Here is a 24,310-nt window from a genome sequence, read left to right as displayed (position 1 = left end):
ACGGTCGATCAGGTCGCCGTCAGCCGGACGGGGACCGATGCCAGGCTCCTTTCCACCACCGCGCTGTGCCATCGCAACGTCGCGTACGGGACCGCCGGAGAGAGCGCCGGGAAACGGCGGAACAGGGCCGGCAGTGCGATCGAGGCCGTCAGCCGGGCCAAGGGCGCACCGACGCAGTAGTGGGCGCCGAAACCGAAGGTGAGATGGGGATTGTGCTCTCGTTCCGTGGAGAGGAAGCCGGGGCGTACGAAGGTCCGCGGGTCCCGGTTGGCGGCGGGAAAGGAGACCAGCACGATGTCTCCGGCCGAGATGTCCGCCCCGCCCAGGGTCAGGTCCTCGGCCGCGAACCTCCAGGTGGAGGCGGAGCCCGGCGGCGTGTGACGCAGGACCTCCTCGACGAACTCGCCGGCGCGTACCGGATCGAGCAGCGCCCTTCTCCTGCGGGGGTCTTCCAGCGCGAGGGCCGCGGTGCAGGCCAGGAGGGTGGAACTGGGGGTCAGCCCTCCGATGAGGATGGAGAAGGTCGTGCCGACCACCTCGCGCGTCGTCCAGGTGCCACGGGTGGCCTGTTCGAGCAGGACGGAGATCAGGCCGTCGTCCGGTTGCGAGCGCGTTACGGCCACCTGCTGGAGGATGATGTCGGTGAGGGAACCGATGGCCCGTGTCACCGCTTCGGTGGGGGCGCCGCTGACGATCGCGTGGGACAGCCGAGTGATGTCCGGGACATGCTCGGGGGCGAATCCGAGCACGGCGCACACCACTGCGGCCGGGACCGGGCGCGTGTAGTCCCGTACGAGGTCGGGCTCCTCCGCGGCGGCGAGTATGCCCAGGCAGCGACGGACGGCGTCTTCCACGTGCGGGCGCCAGTGTCCGGCCGAGCGGACGGACAGACGGGAGGCGACGGCCGAGCGCAGACGCCGGTGGTCGGCGCCGTCGCTGTTGACCAAGTGCCGGCCGGACAACGCGTAGACGTCGTCGGGACACCGGCGCCCGCCGAAGGCACCGCGCGGCTCGGGCAGCGCGCGGACATCCTTGACCAGGCGGTGATCGAGGAACACCTGCTGGGCCTCGGCATACCGCGTCACCAGCCACACCTCGGGGCCCTCGGGCAGACGCACCCGGTGGACCGGCCGGTCCTCCCGCAGGTGACAGAGCGTTCGGTCGTCGACCGCCGTCCACGCCGCGCGGGACAGGGGCACCACCGGGCACTCGTGCGCTGAACTGCTGGTCATGGGGTCTCGCAGGGAGGATGGAGGGCGACCGGCAGGGAGACAGGGGTGCGGTCGATGAGACTCGCCGTCCAGCGGACGTCCGTGTGCTCGATGGCGGGCCGCAGGGCCGGGTAGGCCCGGAAGAGACTCTGCAGAGCGATCCGCACCTGTGCCCTGGCCAGGTGGACGCCGATGCAGTAATGCGGACCGTTGCCGAAACTGAGGTGAGAGGTGGGGCGAGGGCGGTCGACGCGGATCATCGCCGGCTCCGCGAACTCGGCGGGATCGTGGTTGGCTGTCGCCAGCAGGACCAGCACCAGGGCGCCCGCGGGTACGGTGCGGCCCGCCAGGGAGGTCTTGTGCGGGGCGAACCGCCAGGGGGAGAACGGGAAAGGGGGGTGCAGGCGCACCAGTTCCTCGACGACGAGTTCGGCCTGCCGCGCGTCGAGCAACGCGTGCAGGGCCGATGCCTGCCGGGTGAGCGAGATGGTCCCCGCGGTGATGGCCGTACCGGTCGACGTGATGCCGGCCGCCATGAGCAGGAGCACCTGCGACAGCATTTCCCGTCGTGACATCCGCCGGTCATGACACGCCGCCTGCAGGTCGCCGATCACCGTCGGGGTTCCGGGGAACCGAGGGACGTCGGTGACCGAGCGGACGACGTCGACGAGGTCGTTGTAGGCCCGCCGCGCGGGCGGGCTGCCCGGATTCTGGCCACCTCCGAGGAACCGCAGGCGGGTCGCGGCCTCGTGCATGATGTCGGCGGGGACGCCGAGGACATGGCCCAGCACCCGTTCCGGCAGCGGGTGGGCGTAGTCCCTGACCAGGTCAGGGACGGCGGACCGGGCCATGGAGCCGAGCAGTTCCCGTGCGATGCCGGTGATCTCCGCCTCCCGCGTGGCCACGGCCGTCTTCTTGAACCGATCGGCCACCGTGGTACGCAGACGCCGGTGGTCGGCGCCGTCGGTGTTGAGCATGTGACGTCCCTCGACGGTCAGCATGTCGTCCGCGTGGCGAGGTACCGCCGGCGCACGGGACGACGGGCGCGGGACGCGATGGAGGTCCTTGACGAAGAACGGGTCCCGCAGGACGCTGCGACCGAGCCGGTACTCGGTGACCACCCAGGCGTCCAGGCCGTCCGGCAGTTGCACCGGCACGACGGGGCCGAGGCGGCGGAGGCTGTCGTAGGCGGCCTCCGCGGTGACCTCGCTGGGGCCCGGATCGAAGGCGATCGGAACCGTGGGTGTCATGTGCTCACCCGTTCTCGTGCAGCGTGGCCAGGACGAGGGCGCAGAAATCACGGCCGGTGCGTACGTCGTAGAGCGCGTCCTCGCCCAGGGTGATCCGCCACTGCTCCTCGGCCGACAGCACGCACTCGACCAGCCGCAGCGAGTCCATGCCGGGCAGTTCCGTCATACGGCAATCGAGATCCACCTCATCGGGAGGACATTCCATGGCTCGTGCCAGGGCGCACCGCACCGCGGCGGTGACCTCTTCGATCGTGGTCTGCGATGCGGGACGCGTCATCGTCCTTCCTCCCGTGCGGGTGACAGGGCCAGAGGCCGCTGTCGCAGTTCCTCGACGTGCTGACGGATCGCAGTACGTTGCCATTTGCCGCTGCTGGTACGGGGAAGGGCGTGGGGGGCGACCAGTTCCACGGCCACGTCCCCCAGCCCCAGGTGATCGGAGACGGCGCTGCGGATGTCCTTCACGAGTCTCTGCCGTTCCTCGTTCTCCGCGCCGCGTGCGCATTCGGCAAGCACCGTGATGCGTTCCTCCAGAAGATCGGAGACCGCCACGCAGTGGCCGCCGTGGATGCCCGGCACACGCCGGGCGACGCTCTCCACATCCTCGGCGAAGAAGTTGCGGCCTCGTACGGTGATCATGTCCTTGGCCCGGCCGGCCACGAAGAGTTCGCCGTCGATGACGAAGCCGTGATCGCCGGTGGGAAGCCACTCGTGCGCGGTGCGTGTCGGCCCTCCCAGATAACCGCTGGTGACGGCTGCTGCCCGGATATGGATCTCGCCGACGTGCCCCTCCGCCGCCGGGCTCCCCTGCCTGTCACGCAGTTCCATCTCCATGCCCGGTACGGGGACACCGACACTCACCAACCGCGCGCCCTCGGCCCCGGGCGGCAGCAGCCGGACCTCTGCCCCGGGTGTGAGACTTCCCCGGTCGACGGTGACACTACGGGGTGGCTCGCCGAGGGAGGCGAGGGTGATCGCCAGGGTGGCTTCGGCCATGCCGTAACAAGGCGTCATCGCAGTGTCGCTGACTCCCAGGGGTGCGAAGGCTCCGGAGAAGGCGTCGAGTGTCGTGGTGCGGATCGTCTCGGCGCCGTTGAGCGCGAGTCGCCACGAGGAGAGCGCCGTCGGGTCGCGTCGACCGGGTCCGAAGGCCGAGGACGCGGCGGCGGCCAGGCGGCCGTACGAGAAGTCGGGGCCGGTGGTGATGGTGCCCCGGACGTCGTGCAGGTGGCGCAGGAAACGCTCGGGGCGGCGGAGGAAGCCATAAGGGGAGAACAGGTGAGCGTCACACCGGGCGTGGAGGGAGCACAGCAGTGCGATCAGCCCCATGTCGTGGAAGAGCGGCACCCACTGGACCAGACGGTCACCGGTGTGTGCGCGGATGCGCACGTTGATGGCGTCCACTCCGCTGGTCAGGGCCTGGTGGGTGAGCCGCACGCCTTTGGGGGCCGCGGTGCTTCCGGAGGTGAACTGCACGAGAGCGGTACGACCGCCATCGTCGGCGGGCAGGGGCACGCGCCGTCGCGTGGGGGGAGGCGTCCCGTCCGTCGGCAGGACATGCGCGGTGACATCAGGCCGGGTCTTCAGCAGGCGTTCGACCAGTGGCAAGGCCCCGGGCTCGGTCACCACGTGCCGCACGCCTGCGAGGTCGAGGTGTCCGGCCAGCTTCTCCAGCGTCTTCGCCGAGGCGACGGGAACCGGCGGCAGGGCCGGGACGGTGACGGCGGCGCCGGCCAAGGACACACCGAACAGGGCGGGAAGAAAGGCCGGGACGGTCGGCATCATGACTGCCACGATGTCCCCTTCACGGACGCCGGCGGCCAGCAGCGCCTGAGCGGTGGCCTCGGCGGCGGCGGGAAGACCGGCGTGGGGCGTGACCGTGTCGAGCTCCGGGAAGTGCACCGAGGCATCGCTGTCGACCAGGCGCTGGAGGAGACCGGGCAGGGTGACGGCTGACGTGGTCAACGGGTGCTCCTGTCGGGTGAGCCGGAAACCGGCGGTGCGGCCTGGCGAGCCACCCCGGACGGTGGGACCAGGGCTCCGGGGATCGGAGCCGCCGACCGCGGGGCATCGTGCGGGTGGCGTACCGGCCGCACGGACGGGCCGCTCAGGACCACCGAGGTGGAGGCGGCGGCCACACCGAGGCTCACCACCAGGGCGTGCCCGCGCTCCGCGGCAACGCGTGACCGGTTGAGGTGGTGCAGGTTGGCAGCCGTGTCCCCGGCGAACAGGTGACCCGTCTCCAAGGTGAGTTCCGTGTGTTCGACGGACGCTTCCTGGGAGAGCGTCGCGGGCATCAGCAGACGGGTGACCTGTGGGAAAAGCCGTGGTCCGAGAACGGTGCGGACGGACTGCCCGGGTACTCCGGCCTCCGCCAGAGCTCGGGCCGCGGAGTCGGAGACGCTGCGCCTGCAGAGTTTCGCCGACAGCATCAGGGTCGCGAGGGTCAGGGACCCGAGAGTGTCCTGCTCGCCACGTACACCGGGATCAGGAGGGTAGGCCTCCTCCGCGCGGGGGAGGGAGTGGGAGGCCAGGGCACACAGCCGCCAGTGACCGCCCTCCCGGCCGACCACGACGGCTGTGGCACCGTCTCCCAGGACGCCCCCGACAGCGCGCGATTCCCAACGGCGTCTGTGCTCCCCGGCCAGAGTGTCCCCGGTCACCACCAGGGCCACGGAGGCGTCGGAATCCGTCTGGAGGTAAGCGGTGGCCAGGTGCAGGGCCATGGCGCCGCCGTTGGAGAGCTGCCGCACACCGAGAGCCACCGCCTGATCGCACCCGAGCAAGCGCGCCAGGCGCGGGGCGTGCCTCGACCCCTGGCCGCCGTCGATCGTACGGACGTGGACCAGGATGTCCACGCTCTTCGCCGGCACATGAGCCATGGCCAAAGCGTCACCTGCCGCCTGGAAACACAAGCGTTCGAGGTGCTCCTCGTCCGCACAGACCGGTACCGAGAAGTCCTCGGACGCCATGGGGTGGTCCGGTTCCGCCCATCCTTCGCGCATGGCCTCCGACACCGACTGCCGCCGAGAGGGGAGCGCAACGGCTGTTCCGAGAACTGACAGGTCGTCGGCGACCCTCACAAGAGCCCTCCTGCGCGGGTGGATGGTGATGGCCGGGCCCCGGGCAGGGCCCGGAACCGGTGACGGGCGGGCCGCCGGTGCACATGCCGGGTCATGGTGGCGACGGTGCGGCAGCCGGACCGCCGTTCCCGCCCGGCCGAGGGCCCGAAGACAGGCGTGGTGGCCGCGTCCGGGCAAGGTCCCGCGGCGTCTTGCGGCGCCTCGGTCATGAACGGTGACCGGTCGACGCCCACCGAGACTGCTCGCGCGATCACGGCCGGGCCCCGGCCCCCGGCCTGTGCCGCGTGTGGTGGGGATGTGACGTCAATGATTCGGCGCTTTCTGCTTTCCAGCACTGACCTGCATCGCATCGGGAGGCCTGGCTCGCAGTTCGCCTACTGTGGCCTCCGTGGCGACGCACCAAGTCTTGACGTTCAGCGTCGCACCACGCATCACCTTCGACGCTTTGTCATCCGTCCGGGGAGGTAGTACCTCAGTGTGAATCTGGATCTGTTCGAGGGGTCGCCTCCAGCAGGGGCTGCGTCGTTCCGCTCGCCCTGCGCCAACTGTGTGGAAGGTGGCAGGCGGTCACCGCGGAACCCGCCGAGACGGTCCTGGCCGAGTGGGGCCGGGAGTTCGACGCGTTTGAGTCCCTCGCGATGGAGCTCCCGCCGCAGGTCCTGCCCGGCACTGTCCTACGGCACCTGATTCCTTCCTTCTTGGCGGTGAGTTGGGCCGGTGGGACCTGCCGCGCGCTCATCATCACCCTCAGCTCGCCGGACATTGCACACGACGGTAGAGGGTGCACCAGGCAAGCAGACACGGACCGGAAGATGAAACTGCCAGCAGATGCCAGCGAACCGGCCCCCCGGCCGGTCCGCTCATGCGGGTGAGACGAGCGCTGTTCCCGGGCGTGTCCCGCCCCCCGGTCCGTTACGCAGGTCACGGCATGTTCCGCGACCTGTGAAAGGAACCCCCTTCGTGCGCTTCGTCCGCAACGCCCTCACCACCGCCGCCCTGGCCATCGCCCCGGTCCGGCCCACGCCCGCCGCGGCCGCCGCAGGGCCGCCCGCTGGGGCCGCGCGGTACAGCGGACGCGGGCGGCGTGCCATGAGCCCGCGTGTCCAGGTCCGCAGGTCCTCTGATCCAGCAGGCCCGCCGACACTCTTGAAGGGATCATCAGTGGTGAACGGTGCACACCGCTCCCAGGCAACTGCGCAGGCTCCGGCTCCTTTCGTGCCGGGCCCAGCACCGGGGCAGGCCAAGGCAGCGGTAGCGGCAGTGGCACCGGACTGGACGACGTTCTTCGCGTGGACTAATGCGCCCATGGCGCTCAGCGCAGCGGGCACGGTGATCATGGCTGCGCTGGCTCTGGGGCACCGTCCTGACCCTGTTCTTGCGGCTGTCGCGTTCTTCACTGTGATGTGCACCTACACCTACGACCGGCTGCCCCGGGGGCCCGAACGGGTGCGGGAGGGCCGCTCCGGGTGGATGGCCCGGCACCGGCGCGTCATGACGTGGCTGTCGGGCTGTTCACTGCTGACTGTCCTGGCGCTGGTGGCGGTGCGGCCGACCGGTGCCTGGGCCTTGGTGCAGGTGGCGATGCTCTGGCCATATGGCAAGGTGTGGATTCCATGGCGCGGAAACCGGGTTGCCCTGCGGCAGTTGCCCGGCGTGAAGGCGCCCTATGTGGTGGTCTCCTTCTTCTTTGTCAGCTTCCTGCCCCAGGCCGTCGCGCTGGACGCGCTGGGTTCGCCCCTCCTGTGGTGGCTGGCCGCGGCAGCCGGTTTCCTCGCGGGGGCGGAGCACGTCCTGAATGACCTGCGGGACGTGGACGCCGACCGTGCTGACGGGACGGCCAGCATTCCTGTGCTGATCGGGCCGGGCAGGGCCCGGCTGCTCGCGATCGCGATCGCATGTGTCGGCGGTGTGGTGGGGCTGCAGATCCTGCCTGCCCCGTTCCTGCTCTGGACGCTCCTCGGGGTCGCGTTGATCGCTTTCTACCGGCCGCACCTGGACAACCGGCTCCGGCTGTGGATCGAGATCCAGGCCGTGCCCGCCGCGCTCGTCGCCCTGGCCATCGGCTGGTGAGCCCCTGCCGGCCCCGCCTGGAGGGAAAGCGCGTCCCGTTGCAGGAGGTCACCGAGCAGCGCACCGCGGAGGCGGCCGTCCAGCTCGGCGTCCGCTCACCCGCCCAGTTCCCCGACGCGGCACGGTTCCCCGACGCATGGTTTTCCGGCATGACGCCTGCCCCACTCACCAGCGGGACTATGACCTCACAACTTGATCGAGGCCGTCACTCGAAAGGAACCGCACCCTTCTTTGCTTCCCCGGGGCGGGTTCCCGGGCGCCCGCCGGTGGGCCTTTGCCGACCACGACCATGAGCGCGAGGGGCGCCTCCTCCTTCTCAAGGCCCCGCCCTCGGACCCCTGGACGACGCACTCGTCCCGGTCGTCACCGTGCTTCCACAGGGCGTCGGTTCGCCTCGTCCGGGCTCTTGACCGTGCCCGGTTCACAGCTATGGTCTAGACCTAGCAGTACAGGTCCGGACCAGCGCTCCCCGACCCCCGAGCCCGTGGCGGCGGTTTCGATGTACAGAGAAGGACGTGGCATGGCATGAGCGCGAAAAGACGAGTGGCTGTCGTCATCGGCGCACCGGTCGTCCCCCCTTGCTCGCCGTCAGCCTCCCGGCCGGCCCGGCCGGCGCCCACGGCTGGGTGACGATGCCCACGAGCCGGCAGCAGCAGTGCGCCGAGGGCGTCGTCGCCCACGGCCCGATCGTGTACAGAGCGTCGAGGGGCCCGAGGGGGTGCCCGGTTGCGGCGGCGGGTACGCCGCGTACGCCGGACTCGACGACGACGGCAAGCTCCGGCAGGTGGCACCAGTCGGCTCGACGGCGACGTTCACCCGGCACCACACGGCACGGCACGCCACCGGTAACCGGCAGTCCTTCACCGGGGGCCGGAAGATCACCGAGTTCGCCGGCAGCACCACGCGGCTGGCCGCGGACCTCCGCCGGCAGGTGGCCCTCGGCGGCCGCACCGGCCGCCAGAAGGTACTCGCCGCGGTCCGGAGCGTCCCGGACACCGCCGGCGCCTCCTCCTGTGCGGACGTCGGCGTCGGCGGTACGAGCGAGGGCAGGGACACCGACAGCGGCGACGCCGTCTTCTGCGGCGGCCACGCCTGGCGTACCGAGTGGAGCGTGACCGGTGACAAGCCCGGCGCCGGTGAGTGGGGAGTCCGGGCCGACCCGCGAGTCCGCCCGGCCTGAGCCCGGACACGCGGCGCTCCCCGGGTCGCGGCCCACCACACCCGGGGCGCGCGGGCCGGCCCGCCCGGCCCGGACGAACGACCCGCGCAGACATGGAGCACCCGGCGTCACGCTGTCGGCGGCGGGGCGCCTTCGTCAGGAGGGGCAGGTCCGTGGAGACGGCACAGCCGGTGGAGTGCTGGGCGGAGTTCGGGCGGCGGCTGCGGGCCTGGCGCAGACAGGCCGGACTGACCCAGACGCAGCTCGGACTGAAGGTGGGGTACCACCACAGTCTCATCAGCAGGCTCGAAGCGGGGCTGCGCGAACCGCCGGCCGGGCTCGCGGGCCGGCTCGACTCCGTCCTGGGGACCGGCGGCGAGCTGGCCGCGGTCGTCGCCGCTCCGGGCGGGACGCCGTACCGCCCGCAGCGGCCGCCGGCGGACCCCTGGCTGTTCGCCCCGGTGCCGGGCGGCGGGGAAGCCCCCGCCGGCCAGGACGTGCTGGAGCCCGTGCTGTGGCCGTCGGAGCTGCCCGCCGAGGGACTGGCGTGCCCGCTGCACGGCACGGTGGGCTGTGCGGTGCCCGACCTCGCGGGGGCACCGCACCTGCTGGACGGGCTGACCGCGCCGCAGGGCGGGTTCGACGGCCTCACGGGCAGCGAGCCGGAGCTGCTGCACACGCTCACCGCTGTCCTGGCCTGTCTGATCCGCGGCGCGCTGCACCGGGGCGCGTCCGACGGTCTGGCCACGGTGGAGCGGCTGTTACGGGCACTGGTGCGGTGGGCGGGGGCGGTGAACTCCGCCGGCCGGCTGCCGTACGGACAGCTCCGGCTGGCCGCGCAGTACGCCCAGGTCGCCGGGCGGTTGCGGATGCAGCGCGGGCAGAGCAGCATCGGCATGGCCTGGTTCGGCCACGGCCTGAGCTGGGCGGACGCGGTGCACGACGTCCCGGGCCGGGCGACCCTGCTCAGTGACGTGTGCACCCTGGTCCGGCTCGACCGGGACGCCGGGTCGGCGCTCGCGTACGCCGAGGCCATCGGCGCGGTGGACCCCCGGCGGCGGTGGGTGGTCACCCTCTCCCACCTGTACCGGGCCCGCGGGCACGCGCTCGGCCACGACGCCGCCGAGTGCCGACGGCACATCTCCCTGGCGCGGCGCGGATTCGCCCGCCTCGGCCATCAGGACCGTCTGGAGGCGCCCTGGCTGTCCGGCGCCGAGGGCGAGATGAGGGTGGAGTCGGCGATCGGCGGGGCGCTGCGCGACCTCGCCGCCGTGACCGGCGACCGGGTGACGGCGCGGCGTGCCGTCGACGCCACCGCGCGGTCGCGTGCCCAACTGCCGCCGCTGATGCGGGAGACCCGGGTGCTGCTCACCCTGCGTCTGGCCGACAGTTGGGCGTGCGCGGGCGACCCTGGCGCGGCGGTCGCCCTGGCGGCCCCGGTGCTCGACGAGGCGGTGTCCTCGCGCGAGTTGGTGATCAACGCCGAGTTGCGCGGGCTGCACGGCAGACTGCTCGCCCGCTGGGGTGACGTACCGGAGGTCAGGGAGTACCGGGAGCGGCTGCCGGTTCCGGGGATCTGAGCGCGTCCCGCCGCCCCCGGGCCTGTGCCGGTTTTTGCCAGGGCGGGACGGCGGGACCGCGGCCCGTTGACCCGGGCGCGGGGCGGTGTGAGGGTTCGGCCAGCCCGGTGGCGTGGCATGCCACCCGGCGCGGGGCGGGCGGAGACACCGACGTACCGCGGACACCGACCCTTTGATTGGCATGAGCATGCCTATCGGAGGGCCGGGTGAGCCACACGACCTCTCACAAGGAGCAACGATGCTGAGAAAGCTGGCGGTGGCCGGGATATCCCTGGCCCTGACGCTGGGAGGGGTGGTGATGCCGGCCGCCTTCGCCTCGGCCGCGCCCCACGCCGCGCCCCCGGCGGGCAAGCCGAGACCGACCCCGGTCGCCAGAGCCGTCGCGGCCGCCGACCAGGCGGCACGCAGCGGCCTCGACACGCTGGCCAAGGGCCCCGAGGAGCAGTACGACCGGCGGCAGGTCACGCCCTGGGTCAAGGGCCTGTACTCCGTCGCCTACGAACGCACCTACCGGGGCCTGCCGGTGGTGGGCGGGGACGTGGTCGTCCTCGCCGACGGCGACGGCGGGGTCCGCTCGGTCCAGTCCGCCACCAAGGCCAGGATCTCGCTCTCCACCAAGGCCCGGGTCAGCGCCGCGCAAGCGGTCCGCACCAGCCGGGCCAGGCTCGCGAAGACCGAGAAGGTCGACTCCCGGCGGCTGGTGGTGCGGGCCCGGAGCGACCGCGCCACCCTCGCCTGGGAGACCGTGCTGACCGGGCGCACCAAGGCGAACGCCCCCAGCCGGCTGCACGTCTTCGTCGACGCGCGCACCGGAAAGGTCGTCGACGCCTACGACGACGTACGCACGGGCAGCGGCAACAGCAAGTGGAACGGCCCGAACCCGCTGACCATCGACACCTCCCGGTCGGGCTCTTCCTACGTGCTGCGCGACACCACCCGGCCCGGACTGCAGTGTTCGGACTACAGCGGCGGACTGTTCACCAAGGCGACCGACACCTGGGGCACCGGCAACCCCACGAGCAAGGAAACCGGCTGCGTGGACGCGATGTTCGCCGCGCAGAAGGAATCGGACATGCTCAAGAACTGGCTCGGCCGCAACGGGCACGACGGCAACGGCGGCAGCTGGCCGGTCCGCGTCGGCCTCAACGAGCTGAACGCGTACTGGGACGGCTCCACCATCACCATCGGCCACAACAGCGCGAACGAATGGATCGCCGGGATCGACGTGGTGGGCCACGAGTTCGGCCACGGCCTGGACTCCTTCACCCCGGGCGGCGCCAACCACGAGAGCGGGCTGGGCGAGGCGACCGGCGACATCATGGGCACCCTGACCGAGGCGTACGCCAACGAGCCGGCGCCGTACGACACCCCTGACTACACCGTCGGCGAGGTGATCAACCTCCAGGGCCGCGGCCCGATCCGCAACATGTACAACCCCAGCCAGGTCGGCAACAACCCCAACTGCTACTCCTCGTCGATCCCGCAGACCGAGGAGCACGCGGCGGCCGGCCCGCTCAACCACTGGTTCTACCTGCTGGCCGAGGGCTCCAACCCCGGCGGCGGCAAGCCCTCCAGCCCCACCTGCAACAACTCCACCGTCACCGGCGTCGGCATCCAGAACGCGGGCAAGGTCTTCTACGGAGCCATGCTGCTCAAGACCAGCGGCATGACGTACAAGCGCTACCGCACCGCCACCCTCACCACGGCGAAGAACCTCGACGCCAGTTGCTCCCTGTTCAACTCCACCAAGGCCGCCTGGGACGCGATCAGCGTGCCCGCGCAGACCGGCGACCCGGCCTGCACCGGGGAGCAGACCGACTTCTCACTGGTGCTCAGCCCCACCTCCGGTGACGTCAACGCGGGCTCCTCGGCGCGCGCCACCGTCAACACCAGCACCGTCTCCGGCAGCGCCCAGCAGGTCTCGCTGACCGCCTCCGGCGCCCCGGCCGGGGTGAACGTCTCCTTCAGCCCGGCGACGGTCACCTCCGGCAGCAGCTCCACGATGACGGTCTCCACCTCGTCGGCCACAACCGCCGGGACCTACCAGATCACGGTCACGGGCACCGCCGGTACCAGGACCCACACCGCCCAGTACTCGCTGAGGGTGGGCGGCGGTGGCGGCAGTCCGTCCACCCCGCCGGACGTCGACGTGGCCAAGGTGCAGGCACACCTGACCCAGCTGAACACCATCGCCTCGCAGAACGGCGGCAACCGCCGCTCCACCACGGCCGGCTACCGGGCCTCGCTCGCCTATGTCAAGGGCCGGCTCCAGACGGCGGGCTATACGGTCACCGAGCAGAGCTGCACCTCCGGCTGCACCGCGGGAGCGGGCAACAACCTGATCGCCGAGTGGCCCCAGGGCGACGCCAACAACGTCTACATGTTCGGCGCACACCTCGACGGCGTGTCCGCCGGGCCCGGCATCAACGACAACGGCTCCGGCTCCGCCGCGCTCCTGGAGTCCGCGCTGACTCTGGCGCAGTCCAACCCCACCCTGAAGAACCGGGTCCGTTTCGCCTGGTGGACCGACGAGGAGCAGGGCCTGAACGGCTCCGACTTCTACACCCGTTCGCTCTCCACGACCGAGCGCGCCCGGATCAAGGCGTACTACAACTTCGACATGGTCGCCTCGACCAACGCGGGTTACTTCGTCAACAACCTGAACTCGGCCGCCTCGGGACCGCTGAAGGCCTACTGGGACTCCCTGGGGCTGGCCCCGCAGGAGAACGTCGAGGGCCAGGGCCGCTCCGACGATTACTCCTTCCAGCAGGCGGGCATCCCCACCTCCGGCTACGCCACCGGCGCCTCGGCCGTGAAGTCCGCCGCCGAGGCGGCCAAGTGGGGCGGCACCGCGGGCCGCGCCTACGACTCGTGCTACCACTCCGCCTGCGACACCACCAGCAACATCAACGCCACGGCGCTGAACCGCAGCGCGGACGGGATCGCGTACGCCATCTGGAAGACCGCCGTCGGCGACGCACCCGCACCGGCCGACGACTTCTCGATCTCCGCCAACCCCGCCACCGGCACGGTCTCGCCCGGCTCGTCCGCCACGGTGACCGTGTCCACCTCCACCACCAGCGGAAACGCCCAGAACATCAGCTTGTCGGCGTCCCGCGCTCCGGAGGGGGTGAGCGTGTCGTTCAGCCCTTCCTCGGTGACCTCCGGCCAGTCCTCGACGGCCACCGTGCAGGTGGCCGCGGGCACGCCGGGCGGCACGTACACCCTCACCATCACGGGAACGGGTGAGGCCACCCACACCACCACCTACACCCTCACCGTGCCCGGCGGTAACGGCGGCGACACCACCTGGAAGGTGGGCGCCACCTATGCGGCCGGTGACGTCGTGACCTACGACGGCGTCAGCTACCGGTGCCTCCAGGGCCACACCGCCCACCCAGGCTGGGAGCCGCCGAACGTCCCCGCCCTGTGGCAGCGCATCTGACCGTCGCCACACGGCAAGACGCACCCGCACGAGCGCACACACCGGCCCCGGCCGGTCCCCGTGGGACGGGACCGGCCGGGGCTGCGTCATGCGCGGCCGGAAGGTCATCGCGATATTCGTCGAGACCGCCGTCCCCGTTCCCCGCCGCCCGTGACGGAGTCGACGTTGCCGCTTCGGGAGGACGGGCGCCGACGACCACGTGAGCGGGCCGCCGACGTCCCGCGTCGGCGACGCCGGGAGCCGCGTTCGTCGTCCGCCGCTTCCTCCGTGAACGCGAAGCCCCGGTCAGGCTGCGGGAACGGACCGCAGCCAGCAGGCGAACCTGTGGGCGACGACCCGGCCGACAGCCCGGTCGGGAGACCCCGCAGGAGGACCGCTGAGGAAGCCGCGGCAGGAAACCCCGCTCAGGACGCCCCGGTCAGGCGAACGCGGGCATGATCCGCTCGTGAATCATGCGGAGCTGGGTGGGTCCCTGACCGAACCACACCGGGCTCGGACGACCAGCACAACCAGCCCCCCGGAGCGCCTGGCCATCAAGGGACAGCAGACTCTTCCGCCAGCAGGAAGCCCGCGCTGCCGTGCAGGGGGAGCGGCGCAGTGCCGCTGAGAGGGAGACACGGAGGCCGGTGTGCAAGCGGTGAGGGCGGACGTTCGCCGACCAGCACTGGGAGGGACCATTGTGCACCGGACGGTCTCGAAGGACGGGGGTGTGCCGGTGTGCGGCACCGCCTCGCGGACGACGTCGCCCGCGAGGAATCAGCCTGCTTCCAGGCCGTGCTGCACCGCCGGAACTCGATGACGACCAAGGGCCGGGACGGAGCCGCGGCCGGTTTCGCCGACGGTCCTGATAATGCCCTTCGTAGTCGGGGCGGCCACGGGCCGGGTTACGGAGGGCTGCACCCGCGGCAGGACTACGCTGGCGCAGGCTCCGGGCGCAGCGCCGCGAGCGGAGAGCGCCGGCCCTTCTCCACCGTGCGCCTTTGCTGGACTGCGGTGAGCGGACCCATCCGAGCCGGACCATGTGATCGAAGTCGGTTTTACCGAGTGCGGGAGTGCCGGTATCCCTCCTGAGCAACAACACTGCATTGCGTTGGTGTCCGTAACGTGGGCCAGGAGGACTCGGCCTGTCGTGCCGTCCCAGCCGGATGGGCTGTGGCCGCTTGGAGCCGCTGCTTCCGCAGCGTGAGTGGTGTTTTCGGTATCCGGGTGGCAAGCTGCTGCCGGACCGGGAGGTGTTGTGCAGGATTCTGTACGTGCTGCACACCGGCATCCAGTGGGAATACCTGCCCTGGGAGCTGAGTTTCGGCTCGGGCATGACCAGATGGTGGCGGCTGCGGGACTGGAACGAGGCTGGCGTCTGGCAGCGACTTCATGAAGTTCTGCTCGCAGAGCTAAACGCGGCATCGCGACTGGACTGGTCCCGCTGCGTGGTCGACTCCTCCCACGTCAGGGCCCTAAGGGGGGCAGCACACGGGCGTTCGCCGGTCGACCGCAGACGGGCGGGCTCGAAGCACCACCTGATCACCGACGGGCATGGCACACCCCTCGCGGTCCTGTTGACCGGGGGCAGCCGCAACGATGTCACCCAACTGCTGCCCCTGTTCGATGCGATTCCACCGGTCCACGGCCGGGTGGGCCGTCCGCGCCGCGAGCCCGACGCGCAGTTCGCCGACCGGGGCTACGACCACGACATCTACCGCGACCAGGTCCGCGACTGAGGCCCCCTGCCCGCGATCGCCCGGCGCGGCACACGCCATGGCGCCGGACTGGGTACCTACCGGTGGGTGGTCGAGCGCAGCTTCGTCTGGCTGCACGGCTTCCGACGACTGCGGACCCGCTGGGAACGACGGGCTGACATCCACGAAGCGTTCCTCGAACTCGCCTGCTTCCTGATCACCCACCGATAACTCGGCTCGTGGTGTTAGCCGTTGTAACTCCAGGGCCTATCGCACGTACGAAATGAAGCGAACCGGCAGGGAGTCAACGCAGAGACCAGGGGTACTTCCCGTCTGTAACCATCTACCCTGCAGGAAAGAGTCATGACACAGACCGTTGGAAGCGCCGAGGGCAATCGGTTCTGCAAGGCGTGCGGCACGCCGGCCGAGGACGGCAGATTGTGCAACCACTGCGGCGCCGTCCTGGACCTCCCCGACGAAGCAAGCCTGGTCGAGGACCAAGGCGCGGCAGTACGACGCGACTTCGAAGAACGCACTCAGCAGTAGGCATGAGAGGTGGCCGGAGGAGGCGAACCCGGTGCACGCTATTCCGTTGAACAGCGTGCACCGGGGTACACGGGTCGTCATGACATCCACAACTGATCGCGTCATGTCTCTGCGGGCCGTGCGGCAGATGCGCCGGGTCCGCACCTTCTATGCGGGGGGCGTCCTTTTGTGGGCGGTGCTGACCGCCTGGACCGTCTGGCAGTTGCCCGGCAGCCGACAGATGTGGGTGTCCGGCCTCCTTCTGGCCGTCTTCAGCGGCCTCCTGCTGACAGCCTCCCTGTGGCTGCAGCGCCTTCAGAGCGCAGTCCCGCCGCGACGTTCCGCGCACCATGCCGCATCACGCAAGGCGACTGCACCACGTCACGCGCATGCCTGACACACCGTCAGCGCGGCGTTAGCTCTCGCCGCCCCAGGTCTCATCCTGTTTCCTGCGCCTCGACATCTGGCTTCCGCCGCAGGTCGCGGACGAGATCGGGATGCACCCGAGGATCGGGTGCGAGATATCGCGCCCCCGCAGTCTCTCCGTCACCGTCCAGACGCCTGGCCAGCCCCTCCAGACCGCGCTGTCCGCACGCGCCATGTGGCGCAGTCTGTCCGGGTCCACCGCGAGCCGGATACCGTCGACCTCCCACGCGACGGGCACTTCAGGTGCCCGAGCCGCTCGTGGAATCTGGCAGCAGCCTCCACAATCTGGGGCATCTGCCCGGCCGCCGAGTCGTCCACCACGCGAAGGCGCAGCCAGTCCACCACGGTCCGCACCGAGCGCCCCGGGTCGGAACAAGTCGAAGGAGCGGCTCCGGCACACACCGGGGTGCGCACCGGGCGGAGGCCGTTCAACACCTGCCGGGCCGGCGGGACTGAGAGTGGCTGCCGGGATTCGGGGTGGTCACGTGCGGACGTGGTGGAGGAGTCCGCCCGACGCCTTCGGCGTCCTGGTGGGGCTGGAAGCGGGGGAGGAGTGCGGTGAGGTGCCGGCCGCGTATCCGTCGCCATCGGCCACTCCCCGTACCGCGTCGGCACGAGCATGATGGGAGCGCTCCCGCTCCACCGCACGTGCAGATCTCCCGACACCGGAAGGACCGCTCATGCGCACCGCTCCCCATCTCTCCCGGCGGGCACTGCTCACGGCCGCCGCCGCGGGCGTCACCGCGGGCGTCGCCGCCGCTCCCTCCCAAGCGTCCGGCGGCATCCATGGCTCCGTGCCGTCCGCCGCCTTCGCCGGGTTCCGGACGGTGGGCCGGGTGAAGAAGGCAGCCGACGGCTCGGTGCAGTACACCTGGCCCGGCATCGTCTTCGAAGGCCGGTTCCGCGGCACCGGCGTCGGGATCGTGCTCGACGACTCCGTCAACGACTACGACGTCCAGATCGACGGGGCGACCGTCAGCACCCTGGTGACTCCCGGGCGCACGACTTCCTGGGTCAAGGGCCTCGCCGACACCGAGCACACCGTGCGGCTCGTCAAGCGGACGGAGAGCGCGTGGGCCGCCGGCCGTTTCGGCGGGTTCGTCGCCGCCAGGGGAGGAAGGGTCCTCCCCGCCCCGGCGGCGCGCAGCAGGCAGATCGAGTTCATCGGCGATTCCTTCACCGCCGGGTACGGCAACATCTCGAGCACGCGCGACTGCTCGGCCAACGGAGGGGTCGACAGGAACAGCAACGCGGATCTCGCCTTCGGTCCCCTCACCGCACGCAAACTCGATGCCGACTACCAGCAGAACGCGTTCTCCGGCCGCGGCATGGTCCGCAACTACAACGGCGGCGACCCGGGCACCGATTACCGCACCTACTACGACCGCGCCCTGTTGAACGTTGCCGGCGACGTCTGGCACAAGCCGCGCGGCTGGCGGCCGCAGGTCGTCGTCATCGGCCTCGGCATCAACGACTTCTCGACCCCGCTCCACCCGGGCGAGCCGTGGGCCACCCAGAGCGAGCTGATCGCCGCTTACGCGAGCGCCTACCACGGCTTCCTCGACAAGCTGCGGGTCCGCTACGGAAGCAGGACGTTCCTGGTGGTCAGTGCCACCGCGGTGTCCGCAACCGCCTTCGCCGACACCGTCGAGGGCATCGTCAGGGACCGCAACGCGCGGGGGGACGACCGGGTCGGCTACTGGTACTACGACGATCCTGGCCTGGACCGGCTCGGCTGCGACTGGCACCCCTCGCTCCACGACCACCATGTCATCTCCGGGCTGCTCGACCAGTACCTAGTGCTCTGACCGCATACCTTCGCCGGGTTGGGCGGGTGTGGGGCCATTAATGCCAGCTACCTGGCGAGGGATCCGCCTATGCTCGGCTCGTGCAGCCGCTTTCCGACCGCAGCAATCTGTTGATCAAGGCGTTCCCAGCCGAGCTTGCAAGCGATGCCGAGGCAGTCCTGGCGGTGATGCCTGATTCTCGGCTCCAGCCGCATGCCGCGTTCTCGGTCGTTGTAGAGGGCCAGCAGGTTTTGATCCCCGGGCGCCTCTACAACGACGAGCCGTCAACTGTCAGGGTGGCGTCGCTTTCGTCGCGCCAACAGCAGCTTCTGCACTGCCTGTACTCAAGGCACTGCGACGGGGCGGTCAGGCAGCGTCACCTGGAGAAGGTCGTTGGTTCCACGGACCCGTGGGTCGTCCCCTTCGTCGTGCAGCTGGTCGGCGAGTACGTCTTGGAGATCCTGGTCGTCATCTGCGATGAGCTCCGTGATCTCGCCACGCCCGGCACCTGCGGCCGCCTCGCTTACGGGCAGTTCATCGTGGACAACCCTGCCTTCTTCGCGCGCACTCAACGGCGGGTCGTGAGCTACTGGAGCTGCTACTTCCGGGGCACCTACGCGAGTTTTCGAGGCTACCCGGGGGGCACGATTCTTGACATCCTACGGTCCGCTGCCTCCGACAGAGCAGGACATCCTTGGCCCAACCTCGCTCCAGCCGGCGCCAGGGCGGACGGCTACTGCTAGGACCCAGCCGGGCACGGTCGCCGGGCTGGTGAAGCGGCATCGGCGAGGGGACGTCCGCCCCAACGGATGCCCTTCTCGCTGCGGATGCGAGCGCGCTCGCGGCGCTGGGCTGCCAGCACGTCGGGGTGACGGGCATTCGCGTTGCGCCAGCGCAGATAGGCGTGCAGGGCCCGAGTCTGCACGGTGTGGTTGCGGTGGTTGGAGTTGGCGATGGTGAACTGCCGCAGCGGCCCGAAGTGCGCCTCGATTGGGTTGGCCCAGGACGCGTATGTCGGCGTGAAGCACAGCTCGACGCGGTTCTTCTTCGCCCAGCGGCGGATCGTCTCGCCCTTGTGGGCCGACAAGTTGTCCAGGATGACGTAGATGGGGGCGCCGTCCGGTCGGGCGGCCCGGACCGATGTGAGCGCGGCCAGCGTGTTCGCGGCGCCCTTCTTCCGACGGTTGACGCCCCAGAGCGTGTCGTCACCGACCGAATAGCAGCCGTGGAAGTACCTGACGCCATGCGTGCGGTGGTAGGTCGCCGGGTGCCGCTCGGGGTGACTGGCCGGGGCCCAGCCCGCACCGCCGGTGGGGCGGATGCCGAGCGGGCCGAACTCGTCGAACGCGAAGACCCGGTCCGGGAAGCGGTCCAGGATCTCCTCGATCCGGTCCAGCTTTGCCTCGCGGTCGGGATCCGGGGACTCCTTCCACGTCTTGGTGCGCTGGAAGGTGATGCCGCGGCGGGCGAGCAGACGGCGTAACGCCTCGCGGCCGATGCGGATGACCCGCCCATGGACTTTCCGCAGGTGGGCCAGCAGTTTACGGATGGACCAGCGAGTGAAGGGCTGGCCGAGCTTGGTCGGGCGGGTGGTGGCCGTCTGAACAACGAAGTCCTCGTCGTCAGGACTGAGCAGGCGGGGACGGCCTCCCGCCCACCGAGGGTCCAGACAGGCCAGGCCGATCTCGTTGAACCAGTGGATCACATCCCGGACGGTGTCCTCGTCGGCCTGCACCAGTTGGGCGATAACCGGGCCCCGGTTCTCGCCGGCCGACGCCAGCAGCATCATCGCGCGCCGGAAGCGGACCGAACTGGTGCTGCCCCGGCGCACGATCTGCTGCAGTTTCTGCCCCTCCTGGTCGGTCAACCTGCGCACGCGGACAGGCTCAGCCACCGCACCCCCAGCACTCGGATCGGAACGTCACGCAACATCCAACCGCCCCGACCACCAACCCGGCGAACCAATGTGGTCAGAGCACTAGATATGCCACGGCCACGCCGAAGCCGTACAACTCGTTGCGCACGGAACGCGAACTGTTCTGTCCGCCGACCGCCTCCGCACCGGCTGCGGGCCGGGTCGGCACCTGCTGTCGCAGGCTGCCCTTGGCTTGATGATGTCGGGAATCTTGGACACGGCGAGGAACCTGGGCGATACCCGTCCCGTTGCCGCCCACCGGAAACAAGATCCCCGACAGCATCAGCGAGGTAGTCGGTAACGCTGAGCAGTCTCCGCAGGTCGCACCCCTCGGTAGCCGGTACATGGGCGCCGCCGTCACTCCGTTCTGTAACGCTGGCCCTTCCTGATTCAGCTCCTCCAGCCCCGCTCCCGTCGGGTTCACCCGCGTTCGGCGGTACGGCGCCTGGGTCGCCGAGGTTGCTGGCCACGTGCTGGCGCACGTCGTCGAGGACCTCATCGGCGTCCCACTCGATCGGGTTCAGCATCCGGTGGATGCGGTCCGGGCCCGCGTGGCCGGCTTCCTCCGCCAGCGTCCAGCCGTTGTTCCGCTGCTGCGGAGCAATCAGTCCCCGCATATGAGCCAGTGCCGACTAACGCAGCTCTGACCTGCTGAAACGGCACGAACTGCTCATGCACAGCTTCCAGTTCGCCTGCCCACAACCTGACATCAGCAAGGTGGTACGGGTAGGAGCAGGGCGGCAAGGGTAGTGGCCGCAGAACGGGCGAAACGCATGGAAGCTGGTGTCTCTACGAAGATCCCGAGCGTCCTTGGGGTCTTCGTAGCGGCCCGCCTGGACGACACGCCCGGAACCGGAGGTGGGTCACCCGCGCGAACCGCACACAGCATGGCATTGCCATGCGTCAAACATGGCTTCGTGCCGTCTACCGCCCGACCGGGCACCAGGAGGACCCTGGGACCGTCAACACCCGGACCGGTCGAGGGGGGAAGCCGTGAACTGTCCGAACTGCGGAGGCCAGGCCCAGCAGGGCCCGGACGGATCGTGGTCGTGCCCGCAGTGCGGCCCGATCTCCCGAAGCACCCCGGGACCACGCGTAGGGTCGACACGGTGAACAGGAAACGACAGTCCGACCAGGAGACCGCGGCGGCCGCGGAGTGCGCGAGCGCGGCGGAGTCCGCAGAGGCTGCGGCGGCGTTCCTCGAGGGACAGGAGATCACCCGTACGTTGTGCGGACGGTGCGGCACGGAGATCCACGGGATCAACGGGCGCTACTCCTGCGGGAACTGCGGCTGGTCGAATGCCTGGTCGGAGGGGCACCGTCCGCTGCCGACCGCTGAGGAGGATCCTGATTGGCCCGGCCTGTGACTGACCTGTAGGGGCTCCCGTATCCGGTGCAAGCTGCCCTACCCTCACCGCACCGGACAAGGGCGGGGGGTTGCGGTGAAGACGCGACGACGAATGGCTGCCCGCGGCGGCCATGGTGGCGGTGATCCGGGGACGGACAACACCGGCGGAAGCGGGACAGCAGTCGGCCCGGCGCTGTCCAGGAAGTGGCTTTCCTTAGACGCCATTTCACTTGGCCAGACGGCGGTGACATATGAGGGTTGCGGCGATGGCGGTGAAGGCGAGGAAGTGTTCCGGCTTGCGCTCGTAGCGACGGTGCAGGCGGCGGCAGCCGGACAGCCAGGACATGGTCCGCTCCACGACCCAGCGGTGCCGGCCCAGGTGCCGGGATGACTCGATACCCTTACGGGCGAGGCGGTGCCGGATGCCGCGGGAAGAGAGCCACCGCCGCAGGTGCCGGTAGTCGTAACCCTTGTCACCGTGCAGCTTGCCGGGACGCCGACGTCGCGGGCCGCGACGGGAGCGGATGGGCGGGATGCCGCGGACCAGCGGGATGAGGGCCTGGCTGTCGTGGAGGTTGGCGGCGGAGACGCCGATCGAGGGGCAGGCCCTGGCGGTCGACGATGAGGTGGATTTTCGATCCCTTCTTGCCGCGGTCGGTCGGATTCGGTCCCGTCAGTTGCCCCCTTTGAGGGCCCGGACACTGACGGAGTCGATCGCGCACCGCGACCAGTCCAGCTCACCCCGGGCGCCGAGTTCGTCCAGGACCAGGCGGTGGAGCTTGGCCCACACCCGGGCCTCGGTCCACTCGGTGAACCGCCGGAAGGCCGTCACGCCCGACAGGCCGAAGCCCGGTGGCAGTTGGTTCCAGGTGCAGCCCGAGGTGGCCACGAAGATGATGGCGGCCAGCACCTCGCGGTCCCCTCGCCGACGATGCCCTCCACCCTGCGGGCGAACCGGCGCCGGCGGCACCACCCGCTGGAACAGGGACCACAAGTCTTCCGGCGCCATCCGCTCGACAAGCGCAGCAGTCATCACCCCAGATTGCCGCAAGATCACGCCAAGTGAAATGGCGTCTCAGTCGGAATCAGAAACGCGGACACGACAACACGCGTCAACGGGCATCCGGCGGACGCAACGACTTCGCCAGGACGACCCGAGAGCGCAGGGGGAGAAGATGACGGGGGAGATCCCGCAGGAGCAGGTGCCCACGGGACCGGGCCAGCAGACGCTGTTCCCGGTGACGGTGACCGCGGTGCGCCGCGAGGTCACCTACGCCCGGCCGGACGGCGGCGCGCTCACCGACGGCAACTTCGCCGCGCTGCACGCCCTCGCCCGCGGCGGCTCCCGGTGACCGGCCCGGCGCCCGACGGCGTCGCTGCCCACTCCCGGCACTCGCCGCGCTCCGCCGCGTTCGACGCTACCGCAAGAAGAAGCTGACCTGGGACCAGAACCCCACCGCCGCCCTCGGGCTGGCGGCCTGACCCCGCACACCGAGGAGAACCGTGCCCACCACGTACCCCACCAGCCTCCCCGCCGTCCCCGAGAACCGGTGGGACGCCGAGAAGCTCCCCGACCGGGGGATCGAGCGGCCTTCCGAAGGGCGGCCGGTCGCGGTCGCCGACTTTGCCCTCGACGCCGGCACCGCCGAGGAAGCCGAGCTGCGCCTGCTCGCCTACATCGCCAACGACTACGAGGACGACCTGCGGGGCGCGAGCGCGACCGCGGCCGAGGATTCGGCGCCGGGCCGCTGGAGGGTGACCCTACGCGTGCCGGGAGAGTTCTGAGCCGTCGGATCCCGCCTGCCCTCCGACCGCGGTCGCAGCGGCCGGGGCAAGCGGGTGGAGAGCCGGTCGGACGCCTCGGGACGCTGCCATCACCTGTGTGTTAGGCCCTGGCCAGGGCCCGGCTCTCCCATTCCTCGTACGCCTGGAAGTCACCCGTGATCGCGTACTGGCGCATCTCGACGCGCTCCACGGTGGTTAATCTCTGCGGGTCCTCGCCGAGCGCTGCCGCCAGGACGCGGGCCGCCGCCCGGTCCGGGAGCCGTGAGGGCGCGATCTCCAGGTACAGCACCCCCTGCCGCCAGCAGGCCATCTGAAGCTCCTCGACCAGCGCTCGCCCGGCAACCACGTCCTGTCGGCCGTAGCCGTGTCCGCCCTGCTCGGGAACGTCCAGGGCCCGCCCGGAAGGCCTGCAACTGCTCGGCGCTGCCGTGCAAGGCGAAGGCCCGTACCGCCATGGCGTGCGTCCGGCGGGTCTCCGATGCTGATGGCCAAGTCGAGACACAAGAAGCCGGAGAACGTCCGCCGCTACTTCAAGCCCTCGCCCGACGCCATCGCTGAGATCACCAGCCTCCTCGCGCCGGGCGACAGCAGACGCTGATCGCGACGCCTGCTATGAGGTGGCGTGGGCCCACAGTTCGGTGCTGTGGTCACCGATGAAGGCGCTGATGCGGGTCAGTGCGTCGCTGACCGGCTGCGGGTCGAGTCGGCGTCCATCACGCAAGCGCAGTGCGACGTGATCGTCAGCGGCCTCCTTGGCGCCGATGACGGCTTGGTAGGGAACCAGGCGGGCTTCTCGGATTCGGGTGCCCAGGCTGCCGCGGTCCGGTCCCGCGATCTGGGCACGCAGTCCGAGACGGGTGCAGCGTTGGGCGAGGGCTGCGGCGTTCGGCAGTTCGGTGTCGGATATCGGGAGAATGACGAGCTGAGTGGGGGCGAGCCAGGCGGGGAAGGCGCCGCCGTGCCGGACTCCCTGGCGCAGACCGGCGGCGACCTGTACGCGGTCATCATCAACGTGGCCGTCAACGCATGGATGGCCGGCCACATCCACGGCGA

The 24,310-nt window shown here is 70.4% G+C and carries 15 protein-coding genes and 5 pseudogenes; 11 read left to right on the top strand and 9 right to left on the bottom strand.

All coding sequences use genetic code 11. The features are described from left to right. Positions 1-8 precede the first annotated feature (8 nt). The 5 genes from ACFY32_RS32405 to ACFY32_RS32385 are packed head-to-tail and all read right to left on the bottom strand — an operon-like array spanning position 9 to position 5,340. Entirely contained in the window at positions 9-1,232 is a 1,224-nt protein-coding gene (locus tag ACFY32_RS32405) for a cytochrome P450 (RefSeq protein ID WP_359198717.1), read from the bottom strand. Beyond that, complete coding sequence (locus tag ACFY32_RS32400) at positions 1,229-2,461, bottom strand: cytochrome P450 (protein WP_390676180.1); 1,233 nt, start codon at positions 2,459-2,461, stop codon at positions 1,229-1,231. Before ACFY32_RS32400 ends, ACFY32_RS32405 begins: the two co-directional genes overlap by 4 nt. Before the next feature lie 4 nt (positions 2,462-2,465). Further along, positions 2,466-2,738, bottom strand: a complete 273-nt coding sequence (locus ACFY32_RS32395; RefSeq protein WP_359198711.1) for an acyl carrier protein — start codon at positions 2,736-2,738, stop codon at positions 2,466-2,468. Next, positions 2,735-4,423, bottom strand: coding sequence for an AMP-binding protein (locus tag ACFY32_RS32390; protein WP_359198708.1), 1,689 nt, complete (start codon positions 4,421-4,423; stop codon positions 2,735-2,737). The genes ACFY32_RS32395 and ACFY32_RS32390 overlap by 4 nt, the downstream gene beginning before the upstream one ends. After that, positions 4,420-5,340 (bottom strand): hypothetical protein, encoded by a 921-nt coding sequence (locus ACFY32_RS32385; protein ID WP_390676179.1) that lies wholly within the window; start codon positions 5,338-5,340, stop codon positions 4,420-4,422. Before ACFY32_RS32385 ends, ACFY32_RS32390 begins: the two co-directional genes overlap by 4 nt. 1,506 nt (positions 5,341-6,846) lie before the next feature. Here ACFY32_RS32385 and ACFY32_RS32380 point away from each other — a divergent pair. The 8 genes and pseudogenes from ACFY32_RS32380 (at position 6,847) to ACFY32_RS32345 (ending at position 18,952) form a co-directional block, all read left to right on the top strand. Continuing rightward, entirely contained in the window at positions 6,847-7,611 is a 765-nt protein-coding gene (locus ACFY32_RS32380) for a hypothetical protein (RefSeq protein WP_359198704.1), read from the top strand. A 718-nt stretch (positions 7,612-8,329) separates the two neighbouring features. Continuing rightward, entirely contained in the window at positions 8,330-8,791 is a 462-nt protein-coding gene (locus tag ACFY32_RS32375) for a hypothetical protein (RefSeq protein ID WP_390676178.1), read from the top strand. 152 nt (positions 8,792-8,943) lie between these two features. Next, complete coding sequence (locus tag ACFY32_RS32370; protein WP_390676177.1) at positions 8,944-10,350, top strand: multiprotein-bridging factor 1 family protein; 1,407 nt, start codon at positions 8,944-8,946, stop codon at positions 10,348-10,350. A gap of 238 nt (positions 10,351-10,588) precedes the next feature. Continuing rightward, positions 10,589-13,795, top strand: a complete 3,207-nt coding sequence (locus ACFY32_RS32365) for a M20/M25/M40 family metallo-hydrolase (RefSeq protein WP_390676176.1) — start codon at positions 10,589-10,591, stop codon at positions 13,793-13,795. A 1,129-nt stretch (positions 13,796-14,924) separates the two neighbouring features. Further along, positions 14,925-15,702, top strand: a pseudogene (locus ACFY32_RS32360) (IS5 family transposase). Between the two features lie 132 nt (positions 15,703-15,834). Further along, complete coding sequence (locus tag ACFY32_RS32355) at positions 15,835-16,017, top strand: hypothetical protein (protein ID WP_359198698.1); 183 nt, start codon at positions 15,835-15,837, stop codon at positions 16,015-16,017. Positions 16,018-17,102: 1,085 nt separating this feature from the next. Next, positions 17,103-18,230 carry an SGNH/GDSL hydrolase family protein gene (locus ACFY32_RS32350; protein WP_390676175.1) on the top strand — a complete coding sequence of 376 codons (1,128 nt, stop codon included), beginning with the start codon at positions 17,103-17,105 and terminating at the stop codon, positions 18,228-18,230. A gap of 80 nt (positions 18,231-18,310) precedes the next feature. Next, complete coding sequence (locus ACFY32_RS32345) at positions 18,311-18,952, top strand: hypothetical protein (protein WP_390676174.1); 642 nt, start codon at positions 18,311-18,313, stop codon at positions 18,950-18,952. Here ACFY32_RS32345 and ACFY32_RS32340 read toward each other — a convergent pair. The 3 genes and pseudogenes from ACFY32_RS32340 to ACFY32_RS32330 form a co-directional block, all read right to left on the bottom strand. Then, positions 18,949-20,103, bottom strand: a complete 1,155-nt coding sequence (locus tag ACFY32_RS32340) for an IS630 family transposase (RefSeq protein WP_390676173.1) — start codon at positions 20,101-20,103, stop codon at positions 18,949-18,951. The two genes, ACFY32_RS32345 and ACFY32_RS32340, sit on opposite strands and share 4 nt — an antisense overlap. Positions 20,104-20,564: 461 nt before the next feature. Continuing rightward, positions 20,565-20,868: pseudogene (locus ACFY32_RS32335) on the bottom strand (IS701 family transposase); the annotation flags it as partial. Between the two features lie 830 nt (positions 20,869-21,698). Next, positions 21,699-22,505, bottom strand: a pseudogene (locus ACFY32_RS32330) (IS5 family transposase). A 142-nt stretch (positions 22,506-22,647) separates the two neighbouring features. Between ACFY32_RS32330 and ACFY32_RS32325 the strand changes: the two are divergent. From ACFY32_RS32325 to ACFY32_RS32315, 3 genes and pseudogenes are all read left to right on the top strand, one after another. Beyond that, on the top strand, positions 22,648-22,824 hold the full coding sequence (locus ACFY32_RS32325) for a hypothetical protein (RefSeq protein WP_390676172.1): 177 nt from the start codon (positions 22,648-22,650) through the stop codon (positions 22,822-22,824). A 151-nt stretch (positions 22,825-22,975) separates the two neighbouring features. After that, positions 22,976-23,257 carry a hypothetical protein gene (locus tag ACFY32_RS32320; RefSeq protein ID WP_390676171.1) on the top strand — a complete coding sequence of 94 codons (282 nt, stop codon included), beginning with the start codon at positions 22,976-22,978 and terminating at the stop codon, positions 23,255-23,257. A 478-nt stretch (positions 23,258-23,735) separates the two neighbouring features. Further along, positions 23,736-23,855: pseudogene (locus ACFY32_RS32315) on the top strand (site-specific integrase); the annotation flags it as partial. Positions 23,856-23,867: 12 nt separating this feature from the next. Here ACFY32_RS32315 and ACFY32_RS32310 read toward each other — a convergent pair. Then, positions 23,868-24,221, bottom strand: a pseudogene (locus tag ACFY32_RS32310) (His/Gly/Thr/Pro-type tRNA ligase C-terminal domain-containing protein); the annotation flags it as partial. Positions 24,222-24,310 lie beyond the last annotated feature (89 nt).

The sequence above is a fragment of the Streptomyces sp. NPDC000134 genome, from assembly GCF_042899225.1.
Taxonomy (GTDB): domain Bacteria; phylum Actinomycetota; class Actinomycetes; order Streptomycetales; family Streptomycetaceae; genus Streptomyces.
This window is presented reverse-complemented; position numbering and strand designations above follow the sequence as displayed.

Coding starts and splice junctions, on each gene's coding strand:
- ACFY32_RS32405 (WP_359198717.1), bottom strand. CDS start 1,232: ATGACCAGCAGTTCAGCGCACGAGTGCCCGGTGGTGCCCCTGTCCCGC.
- ACFY32_RS32400 (WP_390676180.1), bottom strand. CDS start 2,461: ATGACACCCACGGTTCCGATCGCCTTCGATCCGGGCCCCAGCGAGGTC.
- ACFY32_RS32395 (WP_359198711.1), bottom strand. CDS start 2,738: ATGACGCGTCCCGCATCGCAGACCACGATCGAAGAGGTCACCGCCGCG.
- ACFY32_RS32385 (WP_390676179.1), bottom strand. CDS start 5,340: ATGGCTCATGTGCCGGCGAAGAGCGTGGACATCCTGGTCCACGTCCGT.
- ACFY32_RS32380 (WP_359198704.1), top strand. CDS start 6,847: ATGGCGCTCAGCGCAGCGGGCACGGTGATCATGGCTGCGCTGGCTCTG.
- ACFY32_RS32365 (WP_390676176.1), top strand. CDS start 10,589: ATGCTGAGAAAGCTGGCGGTGGCCGGGATATCCCTGGCCCTGACGCTG.
- ACFY32_RS32355 (WP_359198698.1), top strand. CDS start 15,835: ATGACACAGACCGTTGGAAGCGCCGAGGGCAATCGGTTCTGCAAGGCG.
- ACFY32_RS32350 (WP_390676175.1), top strand. CDS start 17,103: ATGCGCACCGCTCCCCATCTCTCCCGGCGGGCACTGCTCACGGCCGCC.
- ACFY32_RS32325 (WP_390676172.1), top strand. CDS start 22,648: ATGACGGGGGAGATCCCGCAGGAGCAGGTGCCCACGGGACCGGGCCAG.